The organism is Ruegeria sp. AD91A (genome assembly GCF_003443535.1).
Taxonomy (GTDB): domain Bacteria; phylum Pseudomonadota; class Alphaproteobacteria; order Rhodobacterales; family Rhodobacteraceae; genus Ruegeria.
Window position 1 is genome coordinate 292,051 of the sequence record NZ_CP031946.1, and the last position, 15,509, is coordinate 307,559.

At 58.2% G+C, this 15,509-nt stretch carries 19 protein-coding genes and 1 tRNA gene; 12 read left to right on the forward strand and 8 right to left on the reverse strand.

The features are described 5' to 3' along the window. Positions 1 to 213 precede the first annotated feature (213 nt). The 5 genes from D1823_RS01490 (at position 214) to D1823_RS01510 (ending at position 5,649) form a co-directional block, all read left to right on the forward strand. On the forward strand, positions 214 to 1,164 hold the full coding sequence (locus D1823_RS01490; RefSeq protein WP_117868296.1) for an ABC transporter substrate-binding protein: 951 nt from the start codon (positions 214 to 216) through the stop codon (positions 1,162 to 1,164). Between the two features lie 10 nt (positions 1,165 to 1,174). After that, positions 1,175 to 2,224, forward strand: coding sequence for a glycine betaine/L-proline ABC transporter ATP-binding protein (locus D1823_RS01495; protein ID WP_117868297.1), 1,050 nt, complete (start codon positions 1,175 to 1,177; stop codon positions 2,222 to 2,224). After that, a complete protein-coding gene (locus tag D1823_RS01500; protein WP_117868298.1) occupies positions 2,221 to 4,287 on the forward strand; it encodes a proline/glycine betaine ABC transporter permease in 2,067 nt (688 codons plus the stop codon). Before D1823_RS01495 ends, D1823_RS01500 begins: the two co-directional genes overlap by 4 nt. Before the next feature lie 104 nt (positions 4,288 to 4,391). Continuing rightward, positions 4,392 to 5,057: an NnrU family protein gene (locus D1823_RS01505; RefSeq protein WP_117868299.1), complete on the forward strand. Its 666-nt coding sequence runs from the start codon at positions 4,392 to 4,394 to the stop codon at positions 5,055 to 5,057. A gap of 70 nt (positions 5,058 to 5,127) precedes the next feature. Further along, a complete protein-coding gene (locus tag D1823_RS01510) occupies positions 5,128 to 5,649 on the forward strand; it encodes a DUF2478 domain-containing protein (RefSeq protein WP_117868300.1) in 522 nt (173 codons plus the stop codon). An 80-nt stretch (positions 5,650 to 5,729) separates the two neighbouring features. Here D1823_RS01510 and D1823_RS01515 read toward each other — a convergent pair whose 3' ends face one another. Next, a complete protein-coding gene (locus tag D1823_RS01515; protein WP_162896731.1) occupies positions 5,730 to 6,404 on the reverse strand; it encodes a VPLPA-CTERM sorting domain-containing protein in 675 nt (224 codons plus the stop codon). Between the two features lie 151 nt (positions 6,405 to 6,555). Further along, a tRNA-Tyr gene (locus D1823_RS21795) sits at positions 6,556 to 6,639 on the reverse strand. Positions 6,640 to 6,755: 116 nt separating this feature from the next. Here D1823_RS21795 and rlmB point away from each other — a divergent pair. From rlmB to D1823_RS01535, 4 genes are all read left to right on the forward strand, one after another. Continuing rightward, on the forward strand, positions 6,756 to 7,526 hold the full coding sequence (gene rlmB, locus D1823_RS01520; RefSeq protein WP_117868302.1) for a 23S rRNA (guanosine(2251)-2'-O)-methyltransferase RlmB: 771 nt from the start codon (positions 6,756 to 6,758) through the stop codon (positions 7,524 to 7,526). A gap of 17 nt (positions 7,527 to 7,543) precedes the next feature. Beyond that, entirely contained in the window at positions 7,544 to 7,825 is a 282-nt protein-coding gene (locus D1823_RS22045) for a hypothetical protein (protein WP_117868303.1), read from the forward strand. Between the two features lie 97 nt (positions 7,826 to 7,922). Further along, positions 7,923 to 8,381 carry a YHS domain-containing (seleno)protein gene (locus D1823_RS01530; protein ID WP_117872604.1) on the forward strand — a complete coding sequence of 153 codons (459 nt, stop codon included), beginning with the start codon at positions 7,923 to 7,925 and terminating at the stop codon, positions 8,379 to 8,381. A gap of 196 nt (positions 8,382 to 8,577) precedes the next feature. Beyond that, a complete protein-coding gene (locus D1823_RS01535) occupies positions 8,578 to 9,048 on the forward strand; it encodes a CoA-binding protein (protein WP_117868304.1) in 471 nt (156 codons plus the stop codon). Here the strand turns inward: D1823_RS01535 and D1823_RS01540 are convergent. The 4 genes from D1823_RS01540 to D1823_RS01555 form a co-directional block, all read right to left on the reverse strand. After that, positions 9,045 to 9,617, reverse strand: a complete 573-nt coding sequence (locus D1823_RS01540) for a hypothetical protein (protein ID WP_117868305.1) — start codon at positions 9,615 to 9,617, stop codon at positions 9,045 to 9,047. The two genes, D1823_RS01535 and D1823_RS01540, sit on opposite strands and share 4 nt — an antisense overlap. 69 nt (positions 9,618 to 9,686) lie before the next feature. After that, entirely contained in the window at positions 9,687 to 10,004 is a 318-nt protein-coding gene (locus D1823_RS01545) for a phosphoribosyl-ATP diphosphatase (protein WP_117868306.1), read from the reverse strand. Then, a complete protein-coding gene (gene hisF, locus D1823_RS01550) occupies positions 10,001 to 10,762 on the reverse strand; it encodes an imidazole glycerol phosphate synthase subunit HisF (RefSeq protein WP_117872606.1) in 762 nt (253 codons plus the stop codon). The genes D1823_RS01545 and hisF overlap by 4 nt, the downstream gene beginning before the upstream one ends. A 112-nt stretch (positions 10,763 to 10,874) precedes the next feature. Next, a complete protein-coding gene (locus D1823_RS01555) occupies positions 10,875 to 12,923 on the reverse strand; it encodes a fused MFS/spermidine synthase (protein ID WP_254683771.1) in 2,049 nt (682 codons plus the stop codon). On the opposite strand from D1823_RS01555, the gene D1823_RS22050 reads away from it, so the two are divergent. Continuing rightward, entirely contained in the window at positions 12,922 to 13,173 is a 252-nt protein-coding gene (locus D1823_RS22050; protein WP_254683772.1) for a hypothetical protein, read from the forward strand. The genes D1823_RS01555 and D1823_RS22050 overlap by 2 nt on opposite strands. Before the next feature lie 150 nt (positions 13,174 to 13,323). After that, positions 13,324 to 13,770 carry a DUF302 domain-containing protein gene (locus D1823_RS01560; RefSeq protein WP_162896732.1) on the forward strand — a complete coding sequence of 149 codons (447 nt, stop codon included), beginning with the start codon at positions 13,324 to 13,326 and terminating at the stop codon, positions 13,768 to 13,770. A gap of 11 nt (positions 13,771 to 13,781) precedes the next feature. On the opposite strand, the gene D1823_RS01565 is transcribed toward D1823_RS01560, so the two are convergent. Next, the gene (locus tag D1823_RS01565; protein ID WP_117868307.1) at positions 13,782 to 14,246 is read right to left on the reverse strand and encodes a DUF2867 domain-containing protein; all 465 of its coding nucleotides are present in this window, start codon (positions 14,244 to 14,246) and stop codon (positions 13,782 to 13,784) included. 4 nt (positions 14,247 to 14,250) lie between these two features. Beyond that, positions 14,251 to 14,973: a 1-(5-phosphoribosyl)-5-[(5-phosphoribosylamino)methylideneamino]imidazole-4-carboxamide isomerase gene (hisA, locus tag D1823_RS01570; protein WP_117868308.1), complete on the reverse strand. Its 723-nt coding sequence runs from the start codon at positions 14,971 to 14,973 to the stop codon at positions 14,251 to 14,253. 134 nt (positions 14,974 to 15,107) lie between these two features. Here hisA and D1823_RS01575 point away from each other — a divergent pair, with 134 nt between their 5' ends. Then, positions 15,108 to 15,509 (forward strand): DUF2147 domain-containing protein, encoded by a 402-nt coding sequence (locus D1823_RS01575; protein WP_117868309.1) that lies wholly within the window; start codon positions 15,108 to 15,110, stop codon positions 15,507 to 15,509.

The window sequence follows — 15,509 nt, forward strand, 5'->3', positions numbered from 1 at the left end:
TAGGGATAATGACGGGTCGGGCAGGGGCCTTTGCGGTGTCTGTGGGGAAACATCAACGGTTTGCGGGAAGAAAACTGCGCCGTTACAAACTGATCACTTTCCTTTTCCGACTGAATTTGTGCATGTTGCGACATGGTATTGTCATCAGACAAAGATACCGGCGGGATAAACCTTGCCGGGGTGGGCAAAACAAATAAGACAGGGAGAAAATCCATGAAAAAACTGAGTGTAAGCCTTATGGCCCTAACCGTTGCCAGTGCAGCGCACGCGGCGGATATGGGTGCCGTGGACGAGCCGATCAAACTGGCGATCAACGAATGGACTGGTCAGCACGTGACCACGCATGTGGCGGGTGAGATGCTCAAGGCAGCTGGCTATAACGTGGAATATGTGACCGCTGGTATGATGAACCAGTTCCAGGCGCTGGCCGATGGAGACATCGACGCGACGCTGGAAATCTGGTCGTCCAATGTTTCGGATGAATATGCCAAGAAGATCGAGGAAGGCACGGTTGTCGAAATCGGCGATCTTGGCCTGGATGCCAAGGAAGGTATCGCATATCCGGCGCATGTCGCCGATCTGTGCCCGGGACTGCCCGCGTGGGAAGCGCTGAAAGACTGTGCGCAGGTCTTTGCCACTGCGGAAACTCTGCCCGGTGGCCGTCTGGTCGACTATCCGGCCGATTGGGGCACACCTGGCGCGGATCGTATGGTCGGCCTGGAACTGCCGTTCAAGGCTGTCCCCGCCGGGTCCGAAGGCGCCTTGATCGCCGAACTTCGTGCTTCGACCGAGCGCAAGTCGCCACTGCTGATCACATTCTGGCAGCCGCACTGGGCGATGTCTGCCTATGACGTACAGTTCGTTGAACTGCCCGCAGGTGAAGAAGCGTGCTTTAACGATCCGGCGTGGGGTCCGAACCCGAACGCGGTGAACGATTGCGACTTTTCGCCCTCACGCATTTTCAAAGCTGGCTGGAGCGGTATGGAAGAGAAATGGCCGGCCGCCTATGAAATTCTGACCAATTATCAACTGGCGGTCGAAGACCAGCAACCGATGATGGGCGCGATCGACGTTGACGGCGGAAAGGTCGAAGAAGTCGTCGCCGCCTGGATGGCAGAGAACGAAGGCAAGTGGCGTCCGGTCGTAGACGCAGCAACCCAGTGAGCGCACGTAAGTGACTGACGCGACTATGCCAGCCATCGCCTGCCGGAATCTCTGGCAGGTCTTTGGCCCCGGCGCTGACAAAGCCCTGACCGACGCGCTGTCTCGGTCAGGGAACGACGCCGAAAAAGCCGCCACCGACCTGCGCGAACGAGGGTTTATCCCAGCCGTTCAGGACGCCAATTTCGAGGTCAAGGAAGGCGAGCTGTTCGTCATCATGGGCCTGTCGGGCTCGGGTAAATCCACGCTGATCCGCTGTATCTCGCAACTGTTACCCGGCACGGGCGGTGAGATCCGGGTAGATGGCGAAAACGTCATCGGTGCCTCAAAAAAGACCCTGACCGATCTACGCCGTAAAAAGCTGGGCATGGTGTTCCAGCATTTCGGCCTGTTCCCACACATGACCGTTGCTGAAAACGTCGCATATCCTCTGCGCGTTCAGGGCGTTGGCAAGAAGGAACGGCTGGATCGTGCGCAGGAAGTGATCTCGCTGGTCGGACTGGAAGGGCGCGAAGACAGCTTCCCCCGGCAACTGTCAGGTGGTCAGCGTCAGCGTGTGGGGATTGCGCGATCTTTGGCCGTGAACCCTGACATCTGGTTTCTGGACGAGCCGTTTTCTGCGCTTGATCCGCTGATCCGTCGCCAGTTGCAGGACGAATTCCTGCGCATACAGGCGACCCTGAAGAAGTCGATCGTCTTCATCACTCACGATATTCAGGAAGCACTGAAGCTTGCTGACCGCATCGCCATCATGCGGGACGGCAAGATCGTACAGATCGGCACGCCTACGGATATCGTCCTGCGACCCGTTGATGACTATGTGCGCGAATTCTCCAAGGATGTCGCCAAGGGGCAGCATGCCAAGGTCGCCTCGGTCATGCGGAGCGAGGCAGAATGTGGCCCGGATGATCCCGGCCTGATCACGTCGATGACACTGGACGCAGCCCTGGCCCATTGCATGGAGCTTTATGAACCCGTGCCGGTGCGTGATGCCGATGGCAATGTCGTTGGGACGGTGCACCCGTCTGATCTGGCTGCCGCACTTCAGGTGGATGAAACATGACCGCCGTGACTGACTTTCCGACGCAACGCAGCGCGCAGTTGACGGCGGGTGCGAAGGCCGCCCTGATCACGGTTATCGTCGGTGCGGTCTGCCTTGCTCTGGAGGGCATCGCCCCATGGCTGGTCAAATGGCCCGCCGCGTGGGAGTTGCCCGCAACCCAATGGGTGGGCGCGTTTCTGGACTGGTTTCTGAACCTGATCAAACCAGCGATGCGGTTGTTCTCGGATATGATGACCTATCCGATGAACTGGGCGAATTACGTGCTTGGCAACACACCGTGGCCCATCCTGATCGGAATCGTGACCGCGTTGGGCTGGTACCTGGGCGGCTTGCCCATGGCCGCTCTCGGCTTTCTGGGCCTCAGCTTTGTGTTGGCGTCAGGCTACTGGGCTGAGAGCATGAACACGCTGGCCTTGGTCGCAGTATCCGTTCCGGTGGCGTTGATATTGGGTGGTGGCATCGGCATCCTCGCCAATGAGGTGCCGCGGGTCAAATCCTTCGTGCAGGCTGTTCTGGATGTGATGCAGACCGTGCCGACCTTCGCATATCTCACGCCTCTGTTGTTGCTCTTTGGCTTTGGTCCTGTTGTTGGCCTGATCGCCTCGGCCATCTACGCCGCGCCGCCCATGGCGCGCAATGTGATGCTGGGGTTGGAGCGTGTCGAGCCCGAGATTAAAGAGGCCGCCATAATGTCGGGCGGCACCCGGTTCCAGCAGTTGTTCCAGGTGGAAATCCCGGCGGCTGCGACGCAGATCATGGTGGGCGTGAACCAGTGCCTGATGGCGGCGCTGTCGATGGTGATCATCGCCGCCGTCATCGGTGGGTTCAACGACATCGGCTGGGAGGTCTTGTTGACCATGCGCAAGGCGCAGTTCGGGGAATCTCTGATGGCGGGTTTGGTCATTGTGGTCTTTGCCGTGGTGATCGACAGAATGAGCGGCACCTTGGCGACCGAGCGCAAACGTTATGACGGTCGCGTTGTCTGGGCAATTCTGGGGTTTGCCGTGCTTTTCACTGCCGCCTTCGCGGCATGGCTGCCGAACCCATCCGAACTGACCTTGCTGGACCCGATGGCCGAGGCCTTGGACAGTGGCCTGACTGCGTTCACTCAAGCCAATGGCCCGTGGTTGGATGCGCTCAAGAACAATTCGCTGTTCTATGTGCTGCTGCCTTTGCGGATCGGTCTGGATCAGGCCGTTCTGCCCTTTACGTGGGGCTTCCAGTGGACGTCGGGCATGAGCTTTGGCCTGTTCGCCGCAGGTGCGGGGATCGCGCTGTTGATGGCTTGGCGTGGTCGGCTGACAGGAGGTCTGATCGTCCTGATCCTGATCGGGATGCTGGAAACCGGTATTGCCAACCTGCCGTGGCCCTTTGTCCTGACCGGTGCCGCTGCTCTGGGCTGGGTGGCGGGGGGCTGGCGCCTGGCGGCGCTGTGTGTGGGGCTGCTTTGCACCATCCTCGTTTCGGGTCTGTGGGAGAGAGCGCTGCTATCGCTCTACCTCAGCGGTGCGGCAGTGTTTTCCTGTGCGGTCGCCGGCGGGCTGATCGGTCTTGCCAGCGCGGTCTGGGAGCCGGTCTGGAAAGTGGTTCGTCCGATCTGCGACATGTTGCAGACAATCCCGCTGTTCGTGTTCCTGATCCCGGTTCTTATGGTGTTCCAGATCGGTGAGTTCTCGGCCTTTCTGGCGATCTGTGCCTATGCGATCGTCCCGATGATCCGCTACACGCGGCACGGGCTGGTCAACACGCCGGACGAGATGATGGAGGCCGCGATTTCAAGCGGTGCGACCGAGTGGCAGATCATGCGCGACGTCCGTGCGCCCTATGCCGCGCCGACCATCCTGCTGGGACTGAACCAGACCATCCTCTATGCCTTTGCGATGCTGGTGATCGCCGCACTGATCGGCACCACGGGTCTGGGCCAGTCGATCTATCTGGCGCTGGGTCAGGCAGATGTGGGGCTTGGCATTTCGGCCGGGGCCGCGATGGCGATTCTGGCGCTGATTGCCGACCGGATCGTGCAGGGGTTTGCCGAAGAACGCCGTGCGGCGCTTGGGTTGTAACACAGCACGGGGGCGGTGAACCCGCCCCTATGCCTGACTTGATTTCGGACAAGGATACCACCGCCATCCTGATCTAGACCGACCCTAATAACGCGGAGATCTCCATGACCGGTTGGGCCCTATTCCTTGCAGCGCTCGTTACATTCCTTCTCAGCCACGCGATTCCCGTTCGGCCCGCCGTGCGTGGATGGCTGATCGATACACTCGGACGCCGGGGGTATTTCACAGCCTATTCGGTTCTGTCGTTGGCAGTCCTGGCGTGGTTGATCATGGCCGCTGCAAACGCCCCTTATGTCGAGGTCATCCCGCCATTCGCGCTGCTGCGTTGGGCGCCGGTTCTGATCATGCCCGTGGTCTGCTGGCTGGCTGTTGCAGGGCTGATTATTCAGAACCCGTTCTCTTTCGGAGGGCTGGGCAATCGGCCCTTCGATCCAGAGCAGCCCGGTATCCTGCGCACCACCCGACACCCGATCCTTGCCGCGCTGATGCTGTGGGCGGTGGCACATCTGCTGGCCAATGGCAGCCTGTCACATGTGATCCTGTTCGGTCTGTTTGCAGGTTTCGCGGTCATGGGCATGGCCCTTGTCGACCGGCGCAAGTCGCATGAGATGGGCTTTGAATGGGTCCGCTTGTCCCGCAACACGGCGCGGTTCTCACTGTGCGCACCACGTCCCTGGCCTCGTCCCGGGGTGTGGCTGGCCGCGTTTGCCGTCTATGCGGTTCTGCTTCACCTGCACGCTCCTGTGATTGGTCTGTCCCCGCTTCCGTAAACGAGGGAGTGGCCGGGCGGTGCCTTGCGTGCTATTTGAAACGTCACAAACGAATTACAAGAGGTCCAAGATGCATCTGGCCTATGTCACCACCACCGATCGCGGCGCGACGGACCGCCTTCTGAGCGCCGTCGCGGAACGTCTGCTGGCGTCCGGAGCAAAACTGGCCGGTGTTGTGCAAACAAACACGGAATGCGCCGACAGCAGCAAATGCGATATGGATGTGCGGGTGCTGCCTGACGGTGAAACAATCCGCATTTCGCAGTCGCTGGGCACCCAGTCGCGCGGCTGCCGTCTGGACCCGGCAGCGCTGGAACAGGCGGTGGGATATGTGACCGCCTCTCTGGAGGGCGCGCCTCAGCTACTGATCATCAACAAATTTGGCAAGCACGAATCCGACGGTCGAGGGTTCCGCCCCGTGATCGGCGAAGCGCTGGCAATGGATATCCCGGTGCTGGTCGGCGTGAACGGTTTGAACGAGGAGAAATTCCAGACCTTCGCGGATGGTTCCGCGCAAGCCCTCCCGGCGGATCTGGATGCAATCGAGGCGTGGTTCAACAAGGTCTCAGAACTGCGCCCGGCGGCGGAATAGAACCTTCCAAGCTGTTGGTTTGGATACCAAAAACGGCGCTGAGCAACAGTCGGCGCTGCTTTTTTTGGTGTTGGCTGCAACTAGGTTGTCTTAAGCCTGCGATACCCGAACAAGCCCAGAACGGCCCCGATCAAAAGCAGCCCGCTTGCGGGAAGAGGCACCGGCGCAACCTGCAAATTGTCCACATTGAATTCGCCACACCATTGGTCGCACCAAACGGTATTGGGCCCAAGGCCAAAGGGGAATTTGACGGCGTTGGGGATGTTCAGCGTGATCAACAGTTGATCAATGGCCGTGAAACCACTGGAAAAACCAAATGTGTTCAAAGCCGAAGGTCCGAACGTCTGCGTCGCAACTGTGGCACCGTTCAACAGCCCCGAAAATGTCAGGGTCGGAACTGCCGCAGTACCCGCCATGAGCCATTGGTTGTAAGCCTGCGTTCCAAGCGCGGGTGCAGGACCGGATCCGGTCTTGTACACACGCGACAAGCCCGACAGATCCACGGATTGTGCCGTGAATTTCGAACCGTTTACGGCCTGCACCACCGTTGACAGCACGCCGTTGTCGTCGTGGAAGTTGATCTGATTTCCAAAGTTGTAGACTGCGGCATAGTCAAAAGTGAAACCCTGGCTGGTTCCTTGAAACGTTGTCAGCCCGCTTTGCGGATCATTCGGAAAGTTGTTGTCAAATGTAACGGTCAGCGCATTCGCTGCGCCCGCGATACAAACGGCAAGCGCCGCCAATAGCAGTCTCATAACAAGTCCCTTGCAAAAACGTGTTCAGACTAGCGGGCCACGCCCGGTTTCGCAACTTTTACGAATCTTTGAAGTCGCTCGTGCGCGTGCACCTGCAAACAGAATCGTGCTGACAGGGCATTGTGACCATCTTTGAAAACTGCTGGAAAGATGGTGGGCGACCCTGGAATCGAACCAGGCGTGCGTCTCCGCGAGGGAGTTACAGTCCCCTGCCACACCTTGCGGCCTGTCGCCCACTGTCAGGCGTTGCACCTGACGTGGAGGCGTGATTACTAGCGCACCAAAGAGGCGTCAACAGGAAAAATTCGCTTTGACGCAGGAAACCGAACTCTTGGCCCGGAGGCCTGAAAAATGAAGAAACCCAAATGGGTCGTTGAAAAGGAACAGGCGCGTAAAGCTGCGGCTGCTGAAACCGTCTGGCTGTTCGGTCTGCATGCGGTTCGCGATGCTTTGATGAACCCAAATCGGCAGAAATTGCGCCTGATCGTAACGCGCAACGCGCGGGATAAACTGGCGGAAGCGATTGAATTCTCTGGTGTCGAACCCGAGATGGTTGATCCGCGCAAGTTTACGGCGCCCATTGATGCAGGTTCGGTGCATCAGGGGGCCGCGCTGGAGGTGAAGCCACTGGACTGGGGCGGTTTGGCTGAAAATTGCATCGGTCGGGAAAACCCGCGCGTTATTCTTCTGGACCGTGTCACAGACCCGCACAATGTCGGTGCGATTCTGCGCTCGGCCGAAGTTCTGGGTGCCAGTGCCGTGATAGGCACGCGCCACCATTCCGCGCCTGAGACCGGGGCACTGGCAAAAACCGCCAGCGGCGCGCTGGAGCGTCAACCCTATCTGCGGATGCGCAACCTCGCCGACACAATTGTTGAACTACAGAATATGGGCTTTCTGGTCCTTGGGCTGGACGGTGAAGCAGATGTAACGATCGAAGGCGCGCTGAGCGACGGTCGGGACCGCCCCGTCGCACTTGTTCTGGGAGCAGAAGGCCCGGGATTGCGCCAAAAGACGAAGGAAACCGTGGATCAATTGGTGAAAATTGACGCAGCTGGGGGGTTTGGATCGCTGAATGTCTCAAATGCGGCGGCAATCGCCTTATATGCTTCCCGGCCCTGACAAAAAAGGAGAGCGCTATTTCCGGTCCATCAAAAATCGCGACCTGCTGCTATTGTGGGACCCGGGCTGCGTTGGTCCTGAGAGGCAAAGAGCGGCACGAGCTGAGCTGTTCCAATTGTGGCGCTCCTTTGCACGATCTGAAGATGCTGCCAAAGCGGAAGGCTGCGCCTTCCAAATCGGTGCGATCTGCCGTTTCTCACTCCCCTCTGCGGAAGACCAAGCGAAAAAAGAAGAAAAAGAGCATGTTTTCGCGCGTTTTCGATGAAGCCTGGGATGTGATCGAAGATATCTTTGATTGAACGTATTTGGGTGAAGATCGTTCACATCCACGTCAACAGGGGTTCCGCATGCAGCAAAAAATTGCATCTTGATACCCCAGTGAATTCAGATTCTGACATGACAATGCTGACCCGACGTTCCACACTTGGCGCGCTGTGCGCCTTTTTTCTGGCTCCTGCCACCTACGCGCAGGATATGCCGGTCTATTACACCACCGAAGGGGTGGCGTTGGCCGGGTATGATGCCGTGTCCTATTTCGACAGTTCTACGCCCATAATAGGCATGCCCGAGAATTCAGTAATGTGGAAAGGGGCGCGTTGGCATTTCACCTCGCAGGAGAACCGCGAACTTTTTGAAAGCAATCCCCGTGCTTTCGCACCGCAGTTCGGCGGTTATTGTTCTTATGCGATGGCGATGGGGGTTCTGAAGAGTACAGACCCCAAGGCCTGGAAAGTTGTGGATGGTCGTCTTTACCTGACGCACTCGATGGAGATCGAGGAGGTTTGGCAGCTGGATCAGGCGGAATACATTGAGATGGCTGAACAAAACTGGCCGGCGGTCCTCTATCGGGAATGAGCGGGAATCAGATAATTGTGAAGAGTCATCACAAAAATGCGCACCCCCCCTTTTTTTTAACAAAGATATGCCTAAATGTCACAGTGACCGCGGAACGGAACTGCCGCGGGTCATTTCACTGTCCCTCGTTCCAACAACTGGCGCCCAAGGCTTCTTGGGCGCTTTTTTCTTTTTGGAACCCTGCTAAGGATAGGGCATGCCCAACTATTCCGATCAGCACCTGAGAACCATTCTGCAACGCACCAAGACCGTTGCCGTTGTTGGGGTGTCCATGAACCCGGTGCGACCCAGCTATTACGTCGCCCGCTACCTGTCGTTGAAAGGGTTCAACGTGATCCCGGTCAATCCGGGCCATGTCGGGAAAGACCTGTTTGGCCAGACGGTACGCGGCAGCCTTTCGGAGATATCCGAACCCGTGGACATGGTAGACATTTTCCGTCGATCCGAGGCCGTGCCTCCCATAGTGGATGAAGCGCTGGACGCTTTCCCGTCGCTAGGCACAATCTGGATGCAGATCGGGGTTGAACACCCCGAAGCAGCAGCCAAGGCCGAGGCCCGCGGTGTAGATGTCGTGATGAACCGCTGCCCTAAGATCGAATATCAGCGCCTGTTTGGCGAGCTGCGCATGGGCGGGTTTTCGACCGGGATCATCTCGTCCAAGCTTTAAGGCGTTTCAGGCTTGTATGGCTTCAGCCGGGCCACCTGTTCCTGTCGTCGTTTTTCCAGCACGACGTCACGTGGCACCCACTCATAGCGGGTATCCTCGACCAGCGGAGACCAGAACAGCACCCCGCCATAACGCCAGGGGTCCAGCACGACGCCCTCATACAGCGACTCTCCCTTGCGACTGATAATCGCCGTGCTGTGGTCGATCCTCAGCGGATTGTCGGCGTTGGCGATGGCGCGGTGCAACTCCAGCGTCTGGAAGTTTTCCTGTTTCAGGCGACGTTCAATATCCTCGGCCCAATGCCAGCACAGACCACGCGGGCGCAAGCCCTTGTTGACCTTTGCATTGTGGATCAGCGGCGGATCGGTGATCTGGTATTCGCCCACCAGCTGCGCGGTATAGGAATAGGCGACTTGCGCTGCCCGGCGGGCCTCTTCAGGATCGATATCTGGGCCAAGCAGCTGAATCTCGGCTGTCAGGCGTTGCACCTCATCCCCGGTCGAGGCGGGAGGTGCAGAGCAAGCTGCACCAAGAGCAAGTGTTGCCACAAGCATCAGTACTCGGATCATGTCGCGCCCTCGGCCTGTCAGTCTGACGCCCGAGTATAGCGGCCATTGTAACGGCGCGGAACCCGGCCCTTACCCTTTGGGTCGGGCGGCTTTTTCGGCAATGCCGCTGACGCCCTGACGGCGCGCAAGCTCAGCCAGGACATCCTCCAGCGCTACGTCTCGCGCGGCCAGCATGACCAGCAGGTGGTACAGAACATCTGCCGCCTCAGCGGTCAACTTGGCCTTATCGCCCCTCGTGGCTTCAATAATGGCTTCGATGGCTTCTTCACCAAATTTCTCGGCGCATTTCTCGGGACCCTTTGCAAGCAGCTTGGCTGTCCAGCTTGAATCCGGATCCGCCCCTTTGCGCGCCTCAATCGTGGCAGAAAGGTCGTGTAGAATACTCATGTCAGCCTCATCGGAATGCCAGCGGCGGCCATATGTTCTTTGGCTTCGCGGATCGTGTATTCGCCGAAATGGAAGATCGAGGCAGCAAGCACCGCACTCGCGCCGCCTTCGGTGACGCCTTCGACAAGATGGTCCAGATTACCGACACCGCCGCTTGCGATTACCGGCACGTCGACTGCATCGGAAATCGCGCGTGTCAGGGGCAGGTTGAAGCCAGCCTTGGTGCCATCGCGATCCATCGAGGTCAGCAGGATTTCTCCGGCGCCTTTGGCGACAACGGTTTTTGCGAACTCTACCGCGTCAATGCCCGTGGGCTTGCGTCCGCCATGGGTGAAAATCTCCCACTTGCCGGGACTGACAGTTTTCGCGTCGATGGCGCAGACGATGCACTGGCTGCCGAATTGATCTGCCGATTCCGCGATCACATCGGGATTGGCAACGGCAGCCGAGTTGAAGCTGACCTTGTCTGCCCCGGCCAGCAACAGGGCGCGTACATCATCCTTGGTACGAACGCCGCCGCCGACTGTCAGAGGTACAAAGCACTGCTCGGCCGTGCGCTGTACCACATCGAACATGGTGCCGCGGTTTTCGTGGGTGGCGTGGATGTCCAGAAAACAGATCTCGTCCGCGCCTGCGGCGTCATACGCCTTGGCCGATTCAACGGGATCGCCCGCATCGCGCAGACCAACGAAATTCACGCCTTTGACCACGCGGCCATCGGCAACATCAAGGCAGGGAATGATCCGGGTTTTCAGCATCTGATCGTCCTTTGTTGCCGGACCTTTACCGGCAAAGCGTCGCTGATGCCACAGACGTTTTGACGCCCACGGCCCGGATCGCACCGGCCATGGGCAGCGCAGGTGTCCTGCTTTAGTGATCCCGGTTCTTCAGCAGTTTCAGCGCCGAGAGCAAGTTTGCCTTGTCATCGGTCCACGGCTGCGCGCCGTCGGTTTCAACGACTTGCCAGTTTCCGTCCTGCACAAAACTCTCAATTCGGGATTTGTCCGGGCTCAGGATCACAACGCTGCTGGTGGCGGCTCCGGTTTCAACCTGCTCTTCACCCACGGCCAGCCGTTGATGCGCAGCTGTCAGGTTCAAACTGTCGGCAATTCGTGCCAAAGGCTGGACCAGATCGTAGAACCGGTTCGTGATGTGGAACACCAGAACCCCATCGTCGGTCAGGCGGCTCGTGTACATCTCTACCGCCTCCCGTGTGATCAGGTGAAGCGGAATCGCGTCCGAGCTGTAAGCATCCAAAACCAGGATATCGAAGGCAAATGGCCTTTGCTTCAGGACGATCCGGGCATCACCCAGATGGGTTTCTGAATCGGGCGTGCATTCAGACAGATAGGTGAACAGCGAAGGGTCGCGTGCGATCTGGTCTACAGTCGCGTCGATCTCGAAGAAGTCCCAGTTTTGCGAAGGCTGCCGGTAACAGGCCAGCGCCCCTGTTCCCAGACCAACTATTCCGATGCTGCTGGATTGTTTGCCGAAATCTGACGTGATGACCTGCGCCATTGGTCCTTCGGGGTGATAATAGGACAGCGGTGTGGGCCGAGTGCCATATTCGGATTCGCGTTGCCAGCCATGCACCGTGGTGCCGTTCTTGTAGACGCGGTAGCCCTCACTTGAATACACCGAATGCACACCAAAGAAGCTGCGGTCTTCGAACACCGGATTGTTCTTTACTGCAAATGCAGGCAGCAGAACGACGGCAAGAACCACCGGGATACGCAAGGCCTGAGTCCGGAACAGGTACAGTACTGCAAATATCAGCACGAACAGGGCGCCTGCGCGCGGAATGTCCGCGCTCATGGCCGCGACGCCCCGTGTCGCACCCGCGATGACGAGGATGAAAACACTTGCCGCAATGCCCATGATGACGTGGCGAAGGGCAAATCCCGGCGCGCGGACAAGGAATAATCCTCCGGCCAGGATCATGGTGATTGGCGCCTCCAACTCACGTGTGAAGACAATTGGCGCAACGATCGAGTTGAACAACCCGCCAATCGCTCCGCCCACGGAAAGGGCAATGTAGAACACGGTCAACTGCTCGGCTGACGGACGCATGTCGTAAAGCAGGCGATGTGCAAAAAGAGCGATGACGAACAACACCGGGACATAGAGCAGGATGACCACCGGCGCGTCATGTTCGCTGACCACTTTGGACACCAGTACGACACCCGCCGCCAGCGCCGCCAGCATAGGCAGGTTCAAAGCGTCAAGCGTCAGGTGTTTCCATTTGGCGAAGGCAATGATGAAGGACAGGATGTAGACCGCCAGCGGAACGACCCAGATCAGCGGGAGAGCACCAAGGTCCGTGCTGACCCGCGTTGTGAAGGACAGCATCAATGAGGAGGGAATGAATGCGACGAACACCCAGATAGCTATTTGCCGCAGGGTGGGGAAACTGGCTTTAAGTGCTGTTTGCACCGACGACTCTGTGTGACGTGACCCCCGCAGGGCGATCATGCCACTGCCAAGCAAGAGCGCCCCGAACAGCACAAAGCCGATCAGCCACACGCGGCTGATCTCAGCGGCCCCAAAAAATGGGTCTGCAACCAGGGGGAAAGCCAGCAACGCCAGCAATGATCCGACATTACTGGCGCTGTAAAGGAAATACGGATCATCCGCCGACGGCCCGCCCGACTTGGCGTACCATGACTGCAACAGGGGCGCATTTGCCGACAACACTGCAAAAGGTACACCTACACCTACGGCGAACAGGCCAAGCGTTTGCACTGCGGTCGAGGTCGTGGCGTTATAGCTCCAGCTTTCGCTGGTGGACAGCGGCAGGAAAGTCAGCGCTGCGACCCAGAGGGCAAAATGGGTAACGATCTGCCAGCGCAAGGGCAGAAATTTGGTCAAAAGATGTGCGTACACATATCCGAGAATCAGCACCACTTGGAAAAACAGCATGGCGGTGGTCCAAACTGCCGGCGCACCGCCAATCTTGGGAAGAACCAGCTTGGCAAAAAGCGGCTGGACAAAGAAAAGCAGACTCGCGCTTGTGAAAATCGCCGCGCAGAAGATCGCAATGGTTGCTGATCTGAATCTGGACGTGTTGGGAACGTCTAGGTTCGAAATACTCACGTTTGCCACCCGGGTTGTTGTGTTTGACGAGGGAATTAAGCGGGGATTCCGCCCGAATTATGGCTCAACGCAGTAAAATGTTTGGCTTTTGGTCGGATTGTTCGCAAAAGCAAGGGTAAAATGGGCATCTCCAATTCAGGCAAGGCTTTGCTGATGCCAGACTTGTGATTGTCAGATTTCCAAAACCTGTGAGAATTGGGGTGAATTTTATAGAAGGAAAACCGATATGCGTACATTGATACTGGCTTCAATTCTTTCGTTCGGAGGGGCTCTTGCCGCCATGGCTGACGACATCATCAAAGTTCAAACGAATAAATCCGTAGTCGAGGCGCTGGATGATCTGGAGGCAGCGGTAGGCAACGCAGGAGCCACGGTGTTCGCCCGCATCGACCACGCGGCGGGGGCGGAAAAGGTCGGAACGCCCATCCCGGCCAATCAAGTGCTGATTTTCGGCAATCCTGCGCTGGGTACGCCAGCCATGCAGATCGATCCGCGTGCGGGGTTGTTCCTGCCGCTCAAGGTGCAGGCATATGAGGACGGCAACGGTCAGGTCTGGCTGGCCTATGAAGATCCCAAAGAGACGATGGATGAACTGGATGACGTCGAAAAATCACCCGTCATCGAGAAAATGCGCGGCGCACTGGCCAAGCTGACCGCCGCCGCTGCGGGTTAAGACCTTTTTGGTTATGCGCTTGCGCTTTTCACACGCGCAAGCGCGTTTCGCGCGATCAGGATGTGAAACGGCAGGATCGCAGCAAGGTACAGTCGCCCACCCCAATTGTGACGATGTACCCAGGTGGCCAGCGAGATTCGGCCGTTTTCTGACAGGATTGAGACACGAAAATCCAGATGGCGGTCGTTGAATCCTGCAATCACTTCGGCCTCACCATCATATTCAACCGGAAAAATCCCCAGCTTGTCCGCAGCCTCAGGTCCTTTCGAGCTGAGGCCGAAAGGTGCGACCAACGCGCCACGTAATCGCACCAGCGCCATCGTCCATGCCGGAAACGCGGTAATGATTTCTGCGGCTCGACGAGGTGAGAGTTCCGATTCGACGCTGAAGCAGTCCAGAAAATCGCCGTCTTTATACCGTTTGTGCAGCAGGCTTTGCGCGGACAAATCAGAACGCTTTACAGGCGAATGGAACATTGAACTATTCTCTGAGAGTTGTCAGAGCCTCTTTCAGATCAATCGCCCCATCATAAAGCGCACGTCCGGAAATGGCACCGTTCAGGGCTGCGCCACAATCGCGCAGGGCGATCAGATCGGCGATCGATGACACGCCACCGGATGCGATAACAGGAATGCCTACCGTTCTGGCGAGGTCTGCCGTGGCCTCGATATTGGGGCCCTGCATGGCGCCGTCACGGTTGATATCTGTGTAGATGATCGCGGCCACGCCCGCGTCTTCGAAGCTGCGGGCCAGATCAGTCACCTGAACATTGGTTTCTTCGGCCCAGCCTTTTGTGGCCACCATGCCGTTGCGCGCGTCGATGCCCACGGCGATCTTGCCCGGGAACGCCTTGGCTGCTTCACGCACCAAGTCAGGGTTTTCGACGGCAACCGTGCCCAGAATAACCCGCGCCAGACCCTTTTCGACCCAGGTTTCGATGGTCGCCATGTCACGGATGCCGCCGCCCAATTGCGCAGGCACATTGCAGGTTTCCAGAATCGCCTCGACCGGGGCGGCGTTGACCGGTTCACCCGCGAAGGCACCGTTCAGATCGACCAGATGCAGCCACTCGCACCCGGCCTCGACAAAGGCGCGCGCTTGTGCCGCCGGGTCTTCGTTGAACACGGTGGCCTTGTCCATGTCACCGCGCAGAAGGCGCACGGCATTGCCGTCTTTGAGGTCGATGGCGGGGTAGAGGATCATGTCGGGCGGCCCTATATCACTGTTACACGCGCGGGATATCGCACAGGCAGGGCAGGGGATGCAACGCGACGCTGGGTCATTCTTGCCCGTCGCTGAATGCCGGGTCAGACTGCCCTCAAAACAGGGAGAAAACTATGAAGAGATTTACTTTTGCAGCGGGTTTGATGTTTCTCGCAACCGGCGCGATGGCTGCAGATCCCGTCGACGGTCTGTGGAAGACTGCACCCGGTGATACCGGCGGCTATCTGCACGTGACGATTTCCGAATGCGGTAGTGCGATCTGCGGAACCATCGACAGCGCGTTTGATGCGGATGGCAACGAGCAGCTGGAATATGAAAACCTCGGTAAGAAGATCATCTGGGACATGGTGCCCGAGGATGGCGGAAGCTATGACAGCGGCAAGATCTGGGCACCGGACCGGGACAAGACATACAATTCGAAAATGTCGCTGGACGGCCAGAACAAACTGACCGTCAAAGGGTGTGTGGCGGGCGGTCTGATCTGCCGCGGACAAACCTGGACGCGTGTTCAGTAG

Bases quoted from the DNA above. Each gene is read 5' to 3' on its own strand.
- D1823_RS01490 (WP_117868296.1), top strand. From the start codon at position 214: ATGAAAAAACTGAGTGTAAGCCTTATGGCCCTAACCGTTGCCAGTGCA.
- D1823_RS01500 (WP_117868298.1), top strand. From the start codon at position 2,221: ATGACCGCCGTGACTGACTTTCCGACGCAACGCAGCGCGCAGTTGACG.
- D1823_RS01505 (WP_117868299.1), top strand. From the start codon at position 4,392: ATGACCGGTTGGGCCCTATTCCTTGCAGCGCTCGTTACATTCCTTCTC.
- D1823_RS01510 (WP_117868300.1), top strand. From the start codon at position 5,128: ATGCATCTGGCCTATGTCACCACCACCGATCGCGGCGCGACGGACCGC.
- D1823_RS01515 (WP_162896731.1), bottom strand. From the start codon at position 6,404: ATGAGACTGCTATTGGCGGCGCTTGCCGTTTGTATCGCGGGCGCAGCG.
- rlmB (WP_117868302.1), top strand. From the start codon at position 6,756: ATGAAGAAACCCAAATGGGTCGTTGAAAAGGAACAGGCGCGTAAAGCT.
- D1823_RS01530 (WP_117872604.1), top strand. From the start codon at position 7,923: ATGACAATGCTGACCCGACGTTCCACACTTGGCGCGCTGTGCGCCTTT.
- D1823_RS01535 (WP_117868304.1), top strand. From the start codon at position 8,578: ATGCCCAACTATTCCGATCAGCACCTGAGAACCATTCTGCAACGCACC.
- D1823_RS01540 (WP_117868305.1), bottom strand. From the start codon at position 9,617: ATGATCCGAGTACTGATGCTTGTGGCAACACTTGCTCTTGGTGCAGCT.
- D1823_RS01545 (WP_117868306.1), bottom strand. From the start codon at position 10,004: ATGAGTATTCTACACGACCTTTCTGCCACGATTGAGGCGCGCAAAGGG.
- hisF (WP_117872606.1), bottom strand. From the start codon at position 10,762: ATGCTGAAAACCCGGATCATTCCCTGCCTTGATGTTGCCGATGGCCGC.
- D1823_RS22050 (WP_254683772.1), top strand. From the start codon at position 12,922: ATGGCGGTGGTCCAAACTGCCGGCGCACCGCCAATCTTGGGAAGAACC.
- D1823_RS01555 (WP_254683771.1), bottom strand. From the start codon at position 12,923: ATGCTGTTTTTCCAAGTGGTGCTGATTCTCGGATATGTGTACGCACAT.
- D1823_RS01560 (WP_162896732.1), top strand. From the start codon at position 13,324: ATGCGTACATTGATACTGGCTTCAATTCTTTCGTTCGGAGGGGCTCTT.
- D1823_RS01565 (WP_117868307.1), bottom strand. From the start codon at position 14,246: ATGTTCCATTCGCCTGTAAAGCGTTCTGATTTGTCCGCGCAAAGCCTG.
- hisA (WP_117868308.1), bottom strand. From the start codon at position 14,973: ATGATCCTCTACCCCGCCATCGACCTCAAAGACGGCAATGCCGTGCGC.
- D1823_RS01575 (WP_117868309.1), top strand. From the start codon at position 15,108: ATGAAGAGATTTACTTTTGCAGCGGGTTTGATGTTTCTCGCAACCGGC.